Origin of the sequence: Daejeonella sp. JGW-45 (genome assembly GCF_029360805.1) — a bacterium.
GTDB lineage: Bacteria > Bacteroidota > Bacteroidia > Sphingobacteriales > Sphingobacteriaceae > Daejeonella.
The window spans coordinates 880496-899307 of record NZ_JARKNC010000008.1; the positions used below are offsets into that span (position 1 = coordinate 880496).

The 18812-nt window shown below is 44.9% G+C and carries 13 protein-coding genes and 1 tRNA gene; 6 read left to right on the plus strand and 8 right to left on the minus strand.

Going from position 1 to position 18812, the window contains the following annotated elements:
* Positions 1-8: 8 nt before the first annotated feature.
* Positions 9-2813, minus strand: coding sequence for an excinuclease ABC subunit UvrA (uvrA, locus tag P2W76_RS13515; protein ID WP_276348357.1), 2805 nt, complete (start codon positions 2811-2813; stop codon positions 9-11).
* A gap of 250 nt (positions 2814-3063) precedes the next feature.
* On the opposite strand from uvrA, the gene P2W76_RS13520 reads away from it, so the two are divergent.
* From P2W76_RS13520 to recA, 3 genes are all read left to right on the plus strand, one after another.
* The gene (locus P2W76_RS13520) at positions 3064-3651 is read left to right on the plus strand and encodes a sigma-70 family RNA polymerase sigma factor (protein ID WP_276348382.1); all 588 of its coding nucleotides are present in this window, start codon (positions 3064-3066) and stop codon (positions 3649-3651) included.
* A 442-nt stretch (positions 3652-4093) separates the two neighbouring features.
* Positions 4094-4882 (plus strand): endonuclease III, encoded by a 789-nt coding sequence (nth, locus tag P2W76_RS13525; RefSeq protein ID WP_276348358.1) that lies wholly within the window; start codon positions 4094-4096, stop codon positions 4880-4882.
* Between the two features lie 61 nt (positions 4883-4943).
* The gene (gene recA / locus P2W76_RS13530) at positions 4944-5954 is read left to right on the plus strand and encodes a recombinase RecA (protein ID WP_276348359.1); all 1011 of its coding nucleotides are present in this window, start codon (positions 4944-4946) and stop codon (positions 5952-5954) included.
* An 85-nt stretch (positions 5955-6039) separates the two neighbouring features.
* On the opposite strand, the gene P2W76_RS13535 is transcribed toward recA, so the two are convergent.
* From P2W76_RS13535 to tsaD, 4 genes are all read right to left on the minus strand, one after another.
* Entirely contained in the window at positions 6040-7341 is a 1302-nt protein-coding gene (locus tag P2W76_RS13535) for an acetylxylan esterase (protein WP_276348360.1), read from the minus strand.
* Positions 7342-7571: 230 nt separating this feature from the next.
* The gene (locus tag P2W76_RS13540; protein ID WP_276348361.1) at positions 7572-7835 is read right to left on the minus strand and encodes a hypothetical protein; all 264 of its coding nucleotides are present in this window, start codon (positions 7833-7835) and stop codon (positions 7572-7574) included.
* A 122-nt stretch (positions 7836-7957) separates the two neighbouring features.
* Positions 7958-8131, minus strand: a complete 174-nt coding sequence (locus tag P2W76_RS13545) for a hypothetical protein (RefSeq protein WP_276348362.1) — start codon at positions 8129-8131, stop codon at positions 7958-7960.
* A 33-nt stretch (positions 8132-8164) separates the two neighbouring features.
* A complete protein-coding gene (tsaD, locus tag P2W76_RS13550) occupies positions 8165-9166 on the minus strand; it encodes a tRNA (adenosine(37)-N6)-threonylcarbamoyltransferase complex transferase subunit TsaD (RefSeq protein WP_276348363.1) in 1002 nt (333 codons plus the stop codon).
* 105 nt (positions 9167-9271) lie between these two features.
* Between tsaD and P2W76_RS13555 the strand changes: the two genes are divergently transcribed.
* Entirely contained in the window at positions 9272-13699 is a 4428-nt protein-coding gene (locus P2W76_RS13555; RefSeq protein WP_276348364.1) for a translocation/assembly module TamB domain-containing protein, read from the plus strand.
* Here P2W76_RS13555 and P2W76_RS13560 read toward each other — a convergent pair whose 3' ends face one another.
* The 3 genes from P2W76_RS13560 to P2W76_RS13570 all read right to left on the minus strand — a co-directional run bounded on the left by P2W76_RS13560 (position 13700) and on the right by P2W76_RS13570 (position 17032).
* Positions 13700-14905, minus strand: coding sequence for a bifunctional 3,4-dihydroxy-2-butanone-4-phosphate synthase/GTP cyclohydrolase II (locus P2W76_RS13560; protein ID WP_276348365.1), 1206 nt, complete (start codon positions 14903-14905; stop codon positions 13700-13702).
* Positions 14906-15194: 289 nt separating this feature from the next.
* Positions 15195-16622: an LptF/LptG family permease gene (locus P2W76_RS13565; RefSeq protein WP_276348366.1), complete on the minus strand. Its 1428-nt coding sequence runs from the start codon at positions 16620-16622 to the stop codon at positions 15195-15197.
* Positions 16623-16651: 29 nt separating this feature from the next.
* Complete coding sequence (locus tag P2W76_RS13570; protein ID WP_276348367.1) at positions 16652-17032, minus strand: START-like domain-containing protein; 381 nt, start codon at positions 17030-17032, stop codon at positions 16652-16654.
* Positions 17033-17307: 275 nt separating this feature from the next.
* On the opposite strand from P2W76_RS13570, the gene P2W76_RS13575 reads away from it, so the two are divergent.
* Positions 17308-17381 (plus strand) — tRNA-Met (locus P2W76_RS13575).
* Positions 17382-17449: 68 nt separating this feature from the next.
* On the plus strand, positions 17450-18532 hold the full coding sequence (locus P2W76_RS13580) for a site-specific integrase (RefSeq protein ID WP_276348368.1): 1083 nt from the start codon (positions 17450-17452) through the stop codon (positions 18530-18532).
* The last annotated feature ends 280 nt before the right edge of the window (positions 18533-18812 follow it).

Sequence of the window (18812 nt, forward strand, 5' to 3'; positions counted from 1 at the left end):
ATCTCACCCTACCCCTTAAACCTCTCCTTTAAAAAACTCCCCGTATACGAATTCTTCTCCTTAATCAAATCCTCCGGCGTACCTTCAAACACCACATTACCGCCCCTGTCACCGCCTTCCGGGCCGATATCGATCACCCAGTCGGCGCATTTGATCACATCCATATTGTGCTCTATCACGATGATCGTATTACCCTGATCTATCAGCGCATCGAATGATTTCAGCAGCTTCTTAATGTCGTGAAAATGCAGCCCGGTGGTTGGCTCGTCAAAAATAAAGAGTGTCTTACTACTGTTATTCCCTTTAACCAGGAAAGAGGCGAGCTTTATCCGTTGAGCCTCACCGCCCGATAAAGTGTTGGACGATTGTCCCAGGTGCACATATCCCAATCCCACGTCAACCAGCGGCTTAATCTTTGAAATGATCTTTGGCTCACTTTCGAAAAACTGGAGCGCCTCATCAATAGTCATGTCAAGCACTTCAAAAACATTCTTCTCCTTATAGGTAATGTCCAGGATATGCTGCTTAAAGCGCTTGCCGTCGCAGGCTTCACATGGGAGAAAAATATCCGCCATAAACTGCATCTCAATCTTTACTTCCCCTTCGCCCTGGCAAACGTCACACCGCCCGCCTTCAACATTGAATGAAAAAGCTGAGGGTTTAAGCCCGGACGCTTTTGCCGAGCCCTGCGATGCATATAAGTTCCTGATCTCATCCCAGGCTTTCACGTAGGTAACCGGGTTGGAACGCGACGACCGGCCGATAGGGTTCTGATCCACAATTTCTACCTGCTCCACTTTCGCATAATCTCCTCCTATGGAATCATAAGCGCCGGTTTGTTCGCCGGAATAGTTTCCAATAGCTTTTTGTAGGGCCGGCTGCAGGATCCGTTTGATCAGGGAGGTTTTTCCTGAACCTGAAACACCCGAAACAACGCTTAAAACATTCAGCGGGAATTTCACATTCACATGCTTAAGATTATTCTCCCTCGCTCCTTTTATCTCGATGAAATCATGCCATTTCCGTCTCTGCTTCGGAATGTCTATCGACTTCTCCCCGCTCAGATATTTGCCGGTCAGGCTATTTTCGTCCTTTAATATCTCGTCAAATGTCCCCGTGAAAACAAGATTACCTCCATGAGTACCTGCCTCGGGCCCGATATCTATAATGTGATCGGCTGCGTGCATAATCTCCTCCTCATGCTCCACTACCAAAACCGTATTGCCCACATCCCTCAAGGATTTTAAAACCCCGATCAGGCGGTGAGTATCACGGGGGTGAAGCCCAATGCTGGGCTCGTCCAGCACATATACCGAACCTACTAATGAACTTCCCAACGAAGTTGCCAGGTTAATCCGTTGCGACTCGCCGCCCGACAAGGTATTTGAAAGCCTGTTCAGTGTCAGATAGCCTAAACCTACATCATTCAGGAATTTGATCCGGTTGCTGATCTCCATTAATAAGCGCTTAGCGATCTTTTGTCTTGACGGATCGAGCTCCAGGGTATCAAAAAACTCCCAGGCTTTATCCAGCGGCATCAATACAATATCAGTGATCGACATGTCATTGATCTTTACATAGGAAGCGTCTTCGCGCAAACGGCTGCCCTTACATTCAGGACAGGTTGTCTTACCCCGGTATCGCGAAAGCATAACGCGATACTGTATTTTGTATGTCTGAGCCTCAAGCTCCTTAAAAAAATCGTCTAAACCACTGAAAAAGCTGTTCCCCGTCCAGAGCAATTTTCTTTGCTCATCGGTAAGCTGATTATACGCGCGATGAATCGGGAAATCGAACTTCAGGGCACTTTTCACCAGCTTATTAAGCCATTCCCCCATTTTTTCGCCTCTCCAGGGTGCTATGGCACCATCATAGATAGATTTGCTCTTGTCAGGAACAACCAGGTCTTCATCTATTCCGATCACCTTTCCATATCCTTCACAACGCTTACATGCCCCATAAGGATTATTAAAGCTGAAGAAGTTTGGCGTAGGCTCCTCGAATCGCATACCATCCAGCTCGAAACGGTCGCAAAAAAGATGAACATTGCCGTTTTCCTCGACCAGGCAATCACCCCGGCCTTCAAAAAATGCTGTCTGCGCTGAATCAGCCATCCGACTTACTGTTTCCTCATCGCCCGCAACCGAAAGCCGGTCTATAACAATCTTAACATCTGCATCAGTACCGGATTTTTTGTTTCCGGTCGACTTATCATCCAGCAGTTCCTCAATCTTTGATAATTTACCATCTATTACAACCCTCGTAAACCCTTTTTGAAGAAGAACAGCGAGTTCTTCTTTCAGCGATCTCTGATTATGTGCATGCAGGGGGCACAATATTGTTACAGATGTATCTGGTGTTAAAGCGGAGATAAAATTGACCACATCGGTCACCGTATCTTTCCTGACTTCTTTGCCTGAAACCGGCGACAGTGTCCGGCCGATCCGCGAGAAAAGCAGCTTCAGATAATCGTAGATCTCTGTCGAAGTGCCCACGGTAGACCTTGGGTTACTCGTGATCACCTTCTGTTCAATAGCAATTGCAGGCGCGATACCCTTAATAAAATCCACGTCAGGCTTATTCATACGGCCCATGAACTGCCGGGCATAAGAGGAAAGGCTCTCTACATAGCGCCTCTGACCTTCGGCATAAAGCGTATCAAAAGCCAGCGATGACTTTCCCGAACCTGACATCCCGGTAATAACAACCAGTTTATTTTTGGGAATCGCAACATCTATATTCTTTAAGTTGTGCACCCTGGCCCCTTTGATAATGATATTTTTAGCCGGGTCCTTTTCCGCTTCTCTGCTCATTCAGTAAACCTATATTCTTTTATATTACGTATATGTAAATATATGCGCGATTTGAATTTGCAAAAATACGGCTATATGAGCTTAAAACCGAAGATTGAATAATTATTCTTTGATATTGGCAAAATAATTGTTTCATTTGGGATTAATAACCAGATCAACCAACCATAAATAGGAGAAAAACTATCGGATAAACTCTACTTCATTAACTTTTGATAATATTATAAAAAAGGGAATTTAGAGTATGAGTTCTATAAAACTTCAATCGAAGAGCGATCAGGATCTGGTGCATCAGTATTTAGAGGGTCATGAATCCAGTCTGGAGGAATTGATCCGCCGTCACAAAACAAAAATTTACACATCAATTTATTTATTGGTAAAAGACTCCTATCTCGCGGAGGATATTTTTCAGGATGCTTTTATAAAGGTTATTAATACGCTGAAGGCGGGGAAATATAACGAGGAAGGCAAGTTCCTGCCATGGGTTATCCGGATTGCACACAATCTGGTGATCGATCATTTCCGTAAAGAGAAACGTACGCCGGTAGTTACTACTGTAGAGGGCTTTGATATTTTTGAAGTCTTAAAGTTCTATGATGAGAGTACTGAAGACCGGATCATACGTGAGCAAACTCACAAGGACCTAAGGGAACTCATTCATCTTTTACCTCCCGAACAGAAAGAAGTCCTGATCATGCGCCATTATGGAGAGCTGAGCTTCAAGGAGATTGCTGACATTACCGATGTGAGTATCAATACCGCGCTGGGCCGCATGCGTTATGCCCTGAATAACCTTCGCAAAATGATGATGAGCAAGGAACTGAGTTTGAAGAATACGTAGAGATACGAGATGCGAGAAGCGAGCTTTGAGGCTCGTTATATCTTAAGACCCGTTTCTCGTTTCGCGTTTCCCGCCTTCCTAATAAAAGTGTAAATTATTTCACTTTAGATATAACATTCGTAAATTAAGTACGTTTAAAATTAAAACCTTTATGTGCTTATGATAGAAACCTCTACTCCAACAACAAATTCTTTACAAAACGACATGGTTCAAAACACTGCTACAGCCGAAGACCTCGGTGAAGAGGAACAGTCTTTCTATGATTCGATTAAAAAAAATCTGAATACAATAGTTAGAACTCCAGGCAAAGATGTCATCGCCCGAATATTGAAATACTCAAAATCGGTGTAAGAATTCCCAAAAAAGCCAGCTCAAGAGCTGGCTTTTTTGATTGTTAATAATTTCAAAACAGATTTCTGCTTCATCTGCCTATCTTTAGCGCGTGCTAAGAAAAGACCGTTATAAAGCCTTTGTCGACTATTTCTCATCCCACCAACCGGACGCAGAAACAGAATTAAACTATGGCAATCCCTTTGAGCTTCTTGTTGCTGTAATCTTGTCGGCTCAATGCACCGACAAGCGGATTAACCTGGTTACTCCGAAACTTTTTGAACGCTTTCCCGACCCGCAGAGCCTGGCGCAATCCACACCCGAAGAAGTCTTTACCTATATCCGCAGCGTCAGCTATCCTAACAATAAAGCCAAACACCTGGTGGGAATGGCTCAAAAGCTACTCTCCGAATTCAATGGTGTAGTGCCTTCAGAAATTGATGACCTGCAGAAGATGCCCGGCGTGGGACGAAAGACAGCGAATGTGATCGCATCCGTAATTTATAACGCCCCGGCGATGGCCGTTGATACCCACGTTTTCAGAGTAGCAAACCGTATCGGGCTCACCAGGAACGCGACCACACCCCTCGCTGTAGAGAAGCAGCTGGTAAAATACCTACCGCAGGATAAAATCTATGTAGCACATCACTGGTTAATTCTTCATGGACGATATATTTGCGTGGCAAGGAACCCGAAATGCCACATCTGCCCGCTTACCTGGTTTTGCAAATATTATCAGCAGAGCCAGACAGAAACGGCACTTTTAAAACAAGAGGCCAGGCTTAAAAGCAAAAAGCTCGCAGCTAAGAAAAAGAACGAGGGCAGCAAAACGGGAAGAATATTAAAAAAGCTGGCGGAGAATACCCTGCGAAAGATGGAAGACGATCAGAAAAAAATATAATGATAATATTTTTAGCATTTTAAATAATTATTTTTACTTTTGATAATATTAAACTAAAATAATGAGTAACGCAGATAAATTAAAGGCTTTACAGCTTACGCTGGACAAACTTGAAAAATCATACGGTAAAGGCACTGTCATGAAACTCGGCGACGATGCTGTAGAACCCATAGAATCCATTTCTACGGGCTCCATCAGCCTTGACATTGCATTAGGCATTGGCGGTCTCCCGAAAGGCAGGGTGATCGAGGTCTACGGGCCTGAATCATCCGGTAAAACGACTTTAGCTATCCATGCAATCGCCGAAGCTCAAAAAAAAGGGGGAATCGCTGCATTCATTGATGCAGAGCATGCCTTTGATAAGTTTTACGCGAGCAAATTGGGCGTTGATATAGAAAACCTGCTTATCTCTCAACCTGACAACGGCGAGCAGGCATTAGAAATTGCGGATAACCTTATCCGTTCAGGAGCGATTGACATCATCGTAATTGACTCGGTTGCTGCCCTTGTTCCGAAAGCTGAGATAGAAGGTGAAATGGGTGATTCTAAAATGGGCCTCCACGCCCGTTTAATGTCGCAAGCCCTTCGTAAATTAACCGGGACTATTTCAAAAACCGGCTGCTGCTGTATATTCATTAACCAGTTACGTGATAAGATCGGGGTTATGTTCGGAAGCCCTGAAACCACTACAGGTGGAAATGCTCTGAAATTTTATGCTTCGGTACGTTTAGATATCCGCCGGATCTCTCAGATTAAGGACACTGACGAGGTTTCAGGAAACAGGGTGAAAGTGAAGGTCGTGAAAAATAAACTTGCTCCTCCTTTCCGTATCGCAGAATTTGATGTCATGTTCGGCGAGGGTATATCAAAAGCCGGGGAGATCATCGACCTGGGGGTCGACTTTGATATCATTAAAAAAGCTGGTTCATGGTTCAGCTACGGCGATACCAAATTAGGCCAGGGACGGGATGCTGTAAAAGCGCTGCTCTTAGATAACCCGGATCTGATGGACGAATTGGAAACCAGGATTAAGGCAACGGTTACGGCTGATCATCTGGAAGAGAAGTTGTAAAACGAGATATATAACAGGAAAGCCCCCGATTCGATCAGGGGCTTTTTTAGTTTACGCAGGTTCCAGCTTTCGCTGGAATAACAACTTATTTTACCCCCAACTTCGCCTGCAGCCATCTCTCCATTCCTTCCCTTTGCTCAGGAAATTGCCAGTGGCCCGTTTCCAGAAATAAATCCAAAGATTTTGGAGCGGTAATCACATTATAGGCGGCATGCATCGATGTTGGCGGACAGGTTTCATCATTAAAGCCCCAGGTATATTTTCCGGGAACTTTAAGAAGCCGGGCGAAATTAACCACGTCATAGTAACCGGTAGTTCTGATCTTATCTTTCGTGCTTATAGCATTAACGTTGTCTTTATTAAACATATGAGGCCACCCTCCGGCACGGCCTATAAGGAAGCCGGTCAGGTCGCTCAAGGCAGGATAGTACGCTCCGAGGAACTTAACCCTCGGATCAAGAGCTGCCGTAATTATTGAAAGGGCGCCCCCCTGGCTTCCGCCGGTAACCCCCAGGTTAGTGCCGTCAAACTGCGGAAGGCTCGTAAGAAAGTCATTCGCCCGCACACAGCCCATATATACCCGCTTGAAATAATATCTTTCCGGATCCTCCAGGTTAAATGTCTGGTAGCCTGACAAAGCACCACCCGAAAGATTGGCATACTGGCTAAGATCCATGTTAACCGGTATACCGTGAATACCGATCTCCAGTGTAATGACACCTTTCTCTGCGGTAGCAATATCCCCGTTATATGGTCTTATTCCTGCACCAGGAACCCGCAGCAATGCCGGATACTTTCCTTCCTTCTTAGGCACGGATAGTATCCCGTAAAGGCGCGCGCCTGGCCTGAAGTTCTGAAGATTAATATGATAGACATTAACTTTCTCCGTCGAGCGTTCAGGCATCAAGGTCATCCGCGCGTCCATCGGAATCTTTGCCAGGTCGGCCTTGGCATTGTCCCAAAACTGAACGAAGTCAGCAGGGTTTTCGCCCGCCGGTTTGATCATCGCAGGATCAAATCCAGCCGTTGCCAGTCCGCGGTATCTTTTACCATTAAATTCAGCATAAACCACACATCGCAGAAATCCCGGTTTGGTCATCGTTCCGCCGTCAATAGTGAAGCGGCCCTCGTTGGATACCATGGAGTCAACTTTGACAGGGGGCATTTTTTCAGGTCCCACCTCGTACCTGACCTTCACATTTTTCAAGGGATTACCCGCGTGCGTGATGTTTACCGTAAACTTTACTTTCTCGCCGGGGCGGTACTCCCAGTTGGTATGATCCGGCGCTACCATTACTTTTACAAGCTGCTCGGCTGGCTGACCAAAGCTTTCCTGCATTCCTATGAAAAGGAACAGGAGGAATAATACAGATTTAAAATGTCTCATTGATAAAAATTTAATTCTGCAATAAGTTGCATTTAATTTTCACAATAAGCAATATCTGGGAAGGATTTTTGAAAGAAGGTCCAAGGGAGAGGTTCCTCTCGTCGTTCGGAATGACGATGATCTTTCTAGGAACCTCCAACCTGCCTGTAATAAATGTAAGAGGTCGTCTTATAACAACAAGGGGAAACTAAAATAGCTTCCCCTTGTCCTTTTAAACGATCACGTTCGTTTTAAGAATACTTTCTGGCATCCTCAAGCAATCCATTGGCTTTATGTCCAATAAACTCCGAGGCCTCTTTGCCAGCTGCTGCCAATACTGAACCTTTTTCAGATCCGACAGCCATTAATTTATCCGTAACATCCTTCACGGTATTCAGCAAACTTGACCAGTTCTGCTTTCCGTTCTCTGTACTCATAAAATACCAGGTGGCTGCTCCCGCTGCGACGCCGGCAATAATTGCTAAAGCAATCTTCGAATTTTTGTCATTTTTCATCAGCAAGTAGTTTTGTTTAATAGTGATGATCTGCAGAACTCATGCAGATTCCGTAATTCTCATTTCGGAATAAATATCCAATACCCTGCCAAAGTCAACAAAGAGCAGCGATTGCCTTATTTTTATTTGCCCCTGGTCATGAGGTACATAAACATGACTCCGGCTATGACCATAAAAGCTAACACCATAAGTCCTATTTTGCCTTTACGTTTATCCTCTTTCATCAGCCAGATCAGAAAACCTACCAGCGGGATCAGGAAAATAAGAAAGAAGATGATACTTGGAGCACTCAGCATAATTGTTGTATAAATGTGTTGGCAAAGGTATTATTAAAAATGCATCCGGGCTAAGGGAGCTACGTCCTGGCCGGCAAATTCCTTATTTAAATATTTATAATGCCCCGCTATCGCAATCATACCCGCGTTGTCGGTACAATATTGAAACTGGGGAATGAATACCTTCCAGTTGTGAATGGCGGCGGCCTCCTGAAGTGCGCTTCTTAATCCTGAATTCGCAGAAACCCCACCTGCTATGGCTATCCGGCTGATCTGGTACTCGGCTGCTGCCTTTTTTATTTTATTGAGTAAAATGGTAATGATCCGGTTCTGCACTGAAGCGCAGATATCATTTATGTTCTTAACCAGGAAATCCGGGTCAGCCTTTACCTGATCCCGCACAAAATACATAATGGACGTTTTCAGGCCACTGAAGCTAAAATCAAGGCCGGGAATCTGAGGCTCCGGGAATTTATAGGCATCCGGATTGCCGTCCTTCGCATATTTATCGATAAGCGGTCCGCCGGGATAAGGCAAGCCAAGGATTTTCGCAGTTTTGTCGAACGCCTCACCTGCAGCATCATCGGTAGTCTGCCCGATAACCTCCATATCGAAATAGTCTTTTACGAGCACAATCTGGGTATGCCCGCCCGACACGGTAAGACATAGAAAAGGGAAAGAGGGTTTATCGTCATCTATAAAGTGCGCCAGGATATGAGCCTGCATATGATTCACTTCTATTAGCGGCAGGTGGTTCGCCAGGGCAAAGGCCTTTGCAAAGGACGTTCCAACCAATAATGAGCCTAATAAACCCGGGCCGCGAGTAAAAGCTACGGCATCAATGTCATTTTTATGTATTTTTGCCTTGGATATAGCCTCCTGCACTGCCGGAACTATATTCTGCTGGTGAACGCGGGATGCCAACTCGGGCACAACGCCTCCATAATTTTGATGGACAAGCTGGTTAGCAATAATATTAGACGATATTTTACCGTCTATACAAATAGATGCTGATGTATCGTCGCAGGACGATTCAATGCCTAGGATTATTGCCAAAACTATATAGTTAAAAAGATGTTATCTGACTAAAAATACAAATTTATCAAAAAAGCTCTAAAAATAACCCTTTGGATACTGGCGACTCTCATATTGCTGGTAGCGGTGTTTATTTTTTCCCTCCAGTTTCGTACGGTACAGACATTTTTTGCCAAGAAAGCTGCAAAATACCTGTCTGAAAAGCTACAGACGAAAGTCGAGGTGGGCGGCTTGTATGTCAGGCCTTTTAAATCCCTTGTCCTGGATAGCCTGTACATTGAAGACCGGGAAAAAGACACTTTATTGTTTTCCCCAAGGCTTACCGTGGATCTTAACCTCCTCTCGCTCAAGCTGCGGAAAGTATCGGTAAATACCATTCAGATGGATAACGGAAAGTTTCACCTGAAGCAGTACCGCGACTCCGCAACGAACGTGGAGTTTATCATTAACTATTTCGACACCGGCGACCCTACTCCTTCGGCAAAACCCAGGAGGCCCTACGATGTAACTATCGATAAGATAGTGCTCAATAATATTGCCTTTAAATACCAGAACTTCAACAATACCAAGCCCGTCAAGGGGGTTAATTTTAATGATATCGATCTTCGTGCCCTGAGCACCAGCATCCTGAATCTCGACACAAAGAACCACCTCGTTAAGGCCGGATTCCGTAATCTCACCTTCCGGGAGAAGAGTGGCTTCTATCTGAAGAACCTGACAACAAACGCAACGATCGATACCAACCAGATGGAGTTTAAGGAGCTATTGCTGGAAACCCAGACAACCCGGCTTTCGGACTACCTTCTGATGAAATACAGCACGTTCAAAGACTTTGGGAAGTTCATCAGCAAGGTGTATATGAAGGCGCATTTTAATAATGCGAAGGTGAACAGCTCTGACGTGACCTACTTTGCTCCCCAGCTGGCCAGCTCCAACATAATCCTGGAGCTCGACGGAGATGCGTCCGGTTTTGTGAATGACCTGAAGGCCCGGAACCTCGCTGTCAGGAGCGGTCAGGCGACCTATCTGAAGGGTGATTTTAATATCAAAGGCCTCCCTTCAATTAAAAACACCATGCTGGATCTGAACTTTGATCAGGTCTCGACCAATAAGAAGGACCTCGACCTGATCATTGCCAGGGCCACCGGTTCCAAAAAACAATATATACCAGCCATCGCCTCGAAATTCGGAAACGTAAGCTTTAAAGGAAGGTTTACTGGTTTCATGAATGATTTCATTGCATTTGGTGAGATCAAGACCCGTTTGGGAAGAGTGGTGACCGATGTCAACATGAAGATCAGCCCTGCCGGCTATCCGAGGTATACAGGCGTTGTCAAGGCCTATGACTTTAACCTGGGCGAACTTCTCGACAGGAAGGACCTCGGGCGAACTACCCTCGTAGCAAATATTGACGGCAGCGGATTTAAGCTGAACTCGCTGGAAGAAAAACTAAAAAGTAGTATCCGGTATTTTGACTATAAAGGCTATCGCTACAGCAATATCAATGTTAACGGCAGCTTCATTAATAATCTTTTCAAGGGCATTATTAAAGTCAATGACAGGAATGTTAAGCTGGACTTTGATGGCAGTATCGACCTGAACCCGAAGCTGCCGGTATTTAATTTTAGCGCTGTTATCCGCGGTGCTAACCTCCATACTCTAAATTTCACGAAAGATACCGTACAGATCGATGCTGACCTGACGACCAATTTCACCGGCTCAAACCTCGATAATATTGAGGGCGAAGTTGATATCAACAGTATACGGATGACCAATACTGAAAATTCGTTTGTGGTCGATTCTGTTAACCTGCGGGCGGTAGGCATAGGGACAAACCGTGAGCTGAAGATCCAGTCAGACATCCTTGACGCCAGTATCAAGGGCGAGTACGACCTCAACACCTTCCCCTCATACTTCAAGTCGGTAGCCGCCAGATATATCCCCTCCCTCAGGCTCAATTACGTCAAGCCCGGCACTCAGAATTTTGAGTTCAGCCTGAACATAAAATATTTTGAGCCCCTGAGCATGCTCCTCGTTCCTCAGCTGAAGATCCCTGAGCAGGCAAACTTCAACGGCAAGTTCGTTTCCGCTGAGAACATCGCTAACCTGAATGGATTCATTAAACTTATCGAGTACAATAAAATAAAAGTTAACAATCTGATCATTGATGAAAGCACCTCGGCAGACGCAATGAACATATTCATAACCTCCGACAGGATAGACATCACCGACAGTCTTTATATTAAGAACGTCAACATTGCAAACATCCTGAGGAACGATAGCCTGAACCTCAACATCAAGCTGTCTGATAAGAATGCCACCAACCAGCTGGATTTAAACTCACTGATCGAATTTACGGAGACGGGCGATGAGAAGATCCGCCTGAGTGTTTTACCGTCGGATGTCATCATCAACCGCGAAGTGTGGAAGATCCAGGAGAAAGTGAGCTTTAGTTTCGACGAAGGAAGGGGACCTAATGATAATTTCAACCTGTTCAGGAGAACCAAGATCACCGGCTTCGAACTGTTTCGGGATAACCAGATGCTTACCATCGATGGTATCATCTCCAAAAACCCCGGCGACGAACTGCTGATAGGCTTTAATAAATTTAAGCTCACTACGTTTAACTCCCTGACCAAACCACTGGGAATTTCGTTGCGTGGAGAGCTGAACGGCGATGCAAAATTTGCAGGCATCCTGGATAAGCCGAATGTGGAATCTGAGATCAAAATTGATACCCTTCACTACAATAACATTCTGATTGGCGACCTTACACTTTCAGCAGGACTGGATAACGCGACCAATTTGATCAATGTAGAAGTCGACATTGAGAACCAGGGGGTAAGGACCCTCGATATCGACGGAACCTATGACGCTAATGCCGATCAGAACCGGCTGGATATGAACGTCATGATGAATAATAACGAAGTTATTATTTTCCAGCCATTCCTAAAAAACCTGGTTTCGGACATGAAAGGCAAGGTCTCGGCCGACCTGAAAGTTACCGGGAAGCTCACCAATCCGCAGATCAACGGCCGGCTGTCGCTTATAGACGCAGGTATGACGGTTAACTATCTGAAGACGCCTTATCGCATCTCGGACGATGTGGAAGTGGAAAACAGTATCATTAAGCTAACTAATCTGCGCCTGAAAGACATCAGGGGTAATGAAGCATTGGTGAACGGCACTGTTGACATGGCCAATCCGAACATTCCCGACATACGCATTGCAATCGTAGCTGATAATTTCATGGCGTTAAATACTACCTCCAAAGACAACCCCCTATATTACGGGGTTGCCTACGGCACAGGAGTATTTAATTTCAACGGGCCGACTAACGACATGAAGATCGACATTGACGCGGAAACAAAGGCCGGAACAGTGTTTAACATCCCCCTGAATGCGTCAGCCACGGTGAACAAGAACGATTTTATAACGTTTGTTGCCAAAGACTCCTCACTGAACAAGCCAAAGGAAACTTCGTTCAAGGGCTTAACGATGAATTTTGCACTCAAGGTAGATGAGGCTTCGGAAGTGAACATCTTCACGGAAATGGGAAAGCTCTCCGGCCGGGGAAATTCGCAGCTGAGCTTAAAGATCACCAGCCTGGGCGATTTTGAAATGTTCGGAGATTACCTGATATCAAGTGGTAAGTTCGACTTTACTGCGCAGGATTTTATCAATAAGATCTTTAAGATCAGCGAGGGCGGATCGATCCGCTGGACGGGCAACCCGCAGGAAGCACAGATCAACCTGAAAGCAATCTATGACGTCCGCGCCAGTCTTGCTCCTTTATACCGTGCTGCTAACCGGCCTACTCAACAGGATCAGCGTGTACCGGTAGAAGCGGTGATGAACCTTAGCGGCCCGCTGCTGACACCGGTCATCAAATTTGACATCAACTTTCCGAGTGATGCGTACGTAAAGGATGAACTTCAATCTTACCTCGGCGATGAGAACAACCTCAACCAGCAAACCCTGAGCCTTATCGTCAGGCGCTCCTTTGCCGACGGAAGCGGAAGTGCTTCACTGGAGGCTGCGCAGTCGACCATCATAAACGCCGGAACTGAGCTTGTCTTCAACCAGCTGAATACGATCATCGCCCAGTCGCTGAACCTGACTACCGTCGACTTTAATATCCGCTCGTTCAATGATGCGAGCGCCACATTCAGGTTATTGAACGACAGGCTGATACTTACGGGCGGCATTACCGACCGGGCAACAAGCGAAAACGATTTCGCCGACTTCCAGCTCTTTGGCAGCTCAAACGTAGCCCGCGACGTGGAAGCACTGTACCTCATTAAAAAAGACGGAAGCCTGGTACTCCGGGCATCAAACAAAATTACTAACCGGAATTTCCTGAACATCAACAATAACAGCCCTTATGTCAGCGCACTCGGGTTGGTATACAGAAAAGATTTTGACAACCTCAGGGAGCTGCTTGCATTCCTGATCGGGCAGAAAAGAAGCGAAGAACGCCAGCCAGAACAGGATAAACCTAAGAATACCGAAGCGATCAAGCCGGAAGATATTACCCAGCCTGAAGAAAAATAACTAGCTGTTCTTCATAATGGTGTGGCCCATTTTATCTCTCTTAGTCTTTAGGTAAAGCTCGTTATGCTCGTTTGATTGTATCTCAATCGGCACATTTGAGTCTACCTCAAGGCCATAACCGATCAGACCCGAGCGCTTGGTCGGATTGTTCGACATCAGCTTCATCTTTTTAATTCCCAGGCTGCGCAGAATTTGCGCACCGATCCCATAATCGCGCTGGTCCATCGGGAAGCCCAGCTGGAGATTGGCATCAACGGTATCAAGGCCGTTTTCCTGCAAGTTATATGCGTGAAGTTTATTGATCAGCCCAATGCCGCGCCCCTCCTGGTTCATATAAATAACTACGCCCTTCCCTTCCTTTTCAATCATCTCCATGGCTTTATGAAGCTGCGGACCGCAATCACAGCGGCAGGATCCAAATATATCGCCTGTTATGCAAGAACTATGCACTCTGACAAGCACCGGCTCATCCTCTTCCCAACTACCCTTTACAAGCGCCAGGTGCTGCTCGCCCGAATTTATCTGCGTATATGCAGCCATTTCGAAATCGCCCCATTGGGTTGGTAGCTTAACTGCAACTTCCTTTTTGATCAGGGATTCCGTTTTCAGCCTGTAGGATATCAGATCCTTTATGCTGATGATCTTAAGCTTAAACTGTTTGGCGATAAGAAGCAGGTCCGGTAGGCGCGCCATTTCCCCGTCTTCTTTAAGGATCTCTACCAATACTCCGGCCGGCGCCAGGCCAGCCATCTCAGCCAGGTCGACCGCTGCCTCAGTATGCCCTGCACGGCGCAGCACTCCACCTTTTTTTGCTATGAGCGGGAAAATATGCCCGGGACGGCCCAGCTCGTCCGGGTTTGTCGTAGGATCGATTAAAGCTTGAACCGTTTTTGACCTGTCGGAAGCAGAAATACCTGTTGTACAGCCATGTCCGATGAGATCGACCGATACCGTAAAATTAGTCTCAAACACAGCCGTGTTATTACCAACCATCAGGTCCAGCTTCAGCTCCTGGCAGCGCTCCTCGGTAAGAGGTGCACAGATCAAACCGCGGCCGTGGGTGGCCATAAAATTAATGATCTCAGGTGTTGCATTAGAAGCGGCGGTAAGGAAGTCGCCTTCATTCTCCCTGTCCTCATCATCAACAACGATAATTACTTTACCTGCTTTTATATCGCTTATAGCGTCTTCAATCGTATTAAACATATCGTGGGTATAAAGCGGTTATGATTTTAGCTCCGCTTAATTTGAGCGCAAAATTACGGAAATAGTTTGGGAGTGTCATTTCCGGGAAAGGAATTAGGTCAGGGGAATGCAATAAGTGATCAGTAATCAGTAATCAGTGGCTACGCCAAGTAATCGGTCAGTAGTGATGGGAAACCCGTAAATGGAGAATAGTCACTTGGTCAGTAAAGGTACGTTCAGCGGACACTCATCACTAATTACTTATAACCTATTGCCTATCACCTATTGCCTATTACCTATTACCTATTACTCAAACTCCTTCCTTTTTCGAAAACAAACGCTTAAACCACCTCTTATAATAATCAATATCAAACAGCACCGAGTCTGCTGTAGCCTTGTAGGTAAGAAAAGCACCCAGCGGAGCCAGTGCAAATATTGCCACCCACATTCCGATAGAAGGGCTGAGCGAACCCTGTTTAACAGATTTCTCGCCTATAGTAGAAATGATATGATAGATCAGGAAAAACAGCACCGACATCACCACAGGGAGGCCAAGACCGCCTTTCCGGATAATAGCGCCTAAAGGAGCGCCAATAAAGAACAGCACCATACAGGAAACAGCAAGCGTAAACTTCCGGTTAAGTTCGATCAGGAAGCCCCTGATACGGACCTTGTTGTCTTCCGTATACATCTGCTTCCGCCCTACTATATCCTTAACCGTCCGGATCTGGTCCTTGGCACTCTGCACCGATTGCAATTGCTTGTTGGCAGGTATTAGCTCCAGCACATTCCGGTATTTTTTTATCGGCTTTGCCGCGCTTTTTTTACCTAATGAATCCGTGCGATACGTCTTTGCCAGCAAGGTCAGATCATGGTAGGTCGACCTGATATTACTGTCGTTCTTGTGCTCGAAGGAGTCCCGGAAAAACTTAAGCTGCCGGAGGCTCATCATGGCGTAATTATTTTTGAACAGCTCCTCGTCGGTTCGCTTCATCTGGAAGCTCGACAGATCAAATTTCTGTTCAGTCTCCTTAAATATGGTGCGCATTAGACGCTGCCGCGGATTATAATTCCCCGATGTGCCAGGGCTTTCTTCATAGCGGTAACCATCCTTGAGTTTAAGCACCAGCATCTGGTTATCGTCGGTCATGAACATCTGGCCTTCCTTCGCCAATAAGGTACTCAGATTCCCATTGCTGGCGTTACGATTATAGATCATGACATCATGCAAGGTCTGGTCCGGATCTTTCTTCCTGACACGGATGGCAAAGCCCGGGATACTATTATTAAAAATACCCTCCTTGATCAGGAAGGCAGCTTTTTGATTTCTGACATCATATAAGAGAGATCCCATTTTGAGGTTAGCTTTGGGAAGCATATAATCCGAAAAGAGAAATGCACCTATGCCGAGTATCCCCACAGTGATGATCAGCGGCATCATGGCCTTCTGCAGGGAAATGCCGGCCGACTTAATAGCCACCAACTCATAGTTCTCGCCCAGGCTGCCAAAAGTCATAATAGATGAAAGGAGGATGGCAAGGGGGAGCGCCATGGCAACATTGGTAGCCGAAGCATAAAGCAGCAGCTGCAAGATCACGTGCCATTCAAAACCCTTCCCAATCAGATCGTCGATGTATTTAAACAAAAATAACATCAGCAAAATGAACATCACAATGAAAAAGGTGACGATAAAAGGCCTGATAAAAGCCTTAAACACTAATAAATGGACTTTCTTCATTAGGTGTAAAAATAGGGAAAATTTATTCCCTAAGCACCCAGCACGCTGATGAGGTATTGAATTTGATTATCCCAGATAAGTTTCCGGTCCTGCATGGTATCTTCTGTGGCAAAGTCGGTAATGGAAAGGGCAACATCATTCGTCAGTTCGTCCTGAACTACTTCCATTTCAAAGTAGCAATGAGGCTCATCATCCAGCCACTTGAACTTAACCAGCTTATTCTCCTTGATCGACAACAGTTTCGCCTTCTGCTGTTCACCATCCCAGGTAAAGGTATAAACCTGGTCGCGGTACGTCACGTCGTCAGCAAACCACTGCGCTAAACCGTTAGGTTCGTTAAGAAAACCAAATAATATCTTAGGAGATGATTTTACTTCATACTCAACATTAAACTTCTTCTTTTCTGACATCCTGTAATTATTTGATCTTGTGAGGCGATTTTTTTATGATTAGTTTCTAAAGAAAAGTAATTTCCTCTATATTTGCAACTCTCTTTAAAAAGGGGGTTTGATTGACAAGATAATTGTTGCATTCGACAATTAGTTAAAACATAACCAATTAAGAGAAAATAATTTTGGCGGGGTATCCGCCCAAGGCGGAACAGGATTCATATCCGCCCGAGGCGGACGGCAGTTCAACTGCTTAATTAAATAGGATTAGTATAAAGTAATAACGTAGATAACAAGGCGGGGTAGCTCAGATGGTTAGAGCGCAGGATTCATAACCCTGAGGTCGGCAGTTCGATCCTGCTCCCCGCTACTGCAATAAGCCACTTTAGGGTGGCTTTTGTTGTTTCTAAGCCTTAAGTGCGCCAAATAGTGCGCCAAATGTACACCAAACCACAGATCAAAAAGGCTAATAACAGATACTACATCGAATTTTATTATAGGGGTGAAAGGTTGAGGGAATACAACGGAAGTAAGCTCTCATTACAAATTTTCCCTAACAGAGCAAATACTGCGAAGGAGAGAACTCTGCTTTTACAAGAGTTGAAAACAGAATTTGCCAAAGCTCTCGAAGATAATTGGAATCCATTTACAGGTCAGAAAGTTGTTCCTCAGAAAGAAATGACTTTGGAACAGGTTATCACTAACAAGCTGAATACCATTTCAACAGGAAATTATAGCAGAACCTATCAGGCAGCAATCAGATCCCTCGGGGACAAAATTTTGAAGTTCCTGACGAAATATGAGAAAAAGGCTACTCTCGAGCAACTGGAAACACAGCGACTCCTCATATTTCTTGACAAGTTCAATTCGTCGAATCGAAACTACATGAACAAAAGACAGTATTTGAACGTCCTTGTTCCTGGCACGATAGCTAAAACACCTCGTAAGAAATACGCAGAGATATTACATCAGACTTATGAGGCTGAAGAAATGAAAGCCATATTAGGCTATTTGAAAGAAAATTATCATAAGCTCTACACTGTGGCATTGCTGACTTACGGATGCTTCGTTCGGCCTCATGAAGAGGCTCGTTTATTGCAAAAGTACCAGATAAAGGAACAAAAAATATTTCTCTCAGGTGACGAAAATAAGGGTAAAAAGGTCAGAGTGATTCATATCCCGGACTACGTTTACGAGGTTTTACTTCCTTATATAGATAATTGTGCAGAACCTAATCATTATTTATTCTCTGGAGAACCTACTCCCGTAAATTTTGATTACTTCAGAACACAATGGAGTAGAGCAAAAAGTCAGATGTTAAAGGCGAAACTGATACAAAAGAACCAAACTCTTTACTCCTTCCGTCATACAGGTGCCGTTAAAGTTTACAGACAAACTAAAGACGCACACATTGTCCAGCAATTGCTAGGTCATTCAAGCCTGACAGTTACATTGAAATATCTCAGAGGATTGGGTGAAACAAATACTTTGCAGTTGAGAGAATTCATGCCGACATTATAATATGAATCCTGTCTTTTATAAGGACAGGATTTTTTACTTTCACCAATAAATGCTAGAATTTAACGTAAACCACTCAAGGATCAAACGTTACATCGCCAAATACTTTCATTACCAAGCAAATGAGTATTTCGGTGTGGAGGACGCCGGACCATTAACACCAGATATAAAGTGTAGCCTGTAAGCTTCCCTGAAATTGTAAGCTTCCCTGAAATTAAGACATGAAGTAATTAGACAAAAAGTTTAATTTCAAATGTCATAAAATGAAAAAGCAGCAATTCAC

Excerpts from the sequence above, each read along its gene's own strand:
- P2W76_RS13580 (WP_276348368.1), top strand. The coding sequence starts at position 17,450 with ATGTACACCAAACCACAGATCAAAAAGGCTAATAACAGATACTACATC.
- P2W76_RS13540 (WP_276348361.1), bottom strand. The coding sequence starts at position 7,835 with ATGAAAAATGACAAAAATTCGAAGATTGCTTTAGCAATTATTGCCGGC.
- uvrA (WP_276348357.1), bottom strand. The coding sequence starts at position 2,813 with ATGAGCAGAGAAGCGGAAAAGGACCCGGCTAAAAATATCATTATCAAA.
- P2W76_RS13535 (WP_276348360.1), bottom strand. The coding sequence starts at position 7,341 with ATGAGACATTTTAAATCTGTATTATTCCTCCTGTTCCTTTTCATAGGA.
- P2W76_RS13570 (WP_276348367.1), bottom strand. The coding sequence starts at position 17,032 with ATGTCAGAAAAGAAGAAGTTTAATGTTGAGTATGAAGTAAAATCATCT.
- recA (WP_276348359.1), top strand. The coding sequence starts at position 4,944 with ATGAGTAACGCAGATAAATTAAAGGCTTTACAGCTTACGCTGGACAAA.
- P2W76_RS13560 (WP_276348365.1), bottom strand. The coding sequence starts at position 14,905 with ATGTTTAATACGATTGAAGACGCTATAAGCGATATAAAAGCAGGTAAA.
- P2W76_RS13545 (WP_276348362.1), bottom strand. The coding sequence starts at position 8,131 with ATGCTGAGTGCTCCAAGTATCATCTTCTTTCTTATTTTCCTGATCCCG.
- P2W76_RS13565 (WP_276348366.1), bottom strand. The coding sequence starts at position 16,622 with ATGAAGAAAGTCCATTTATTAGTGTTTAAGGCTTTTATCAGGCCTTTT.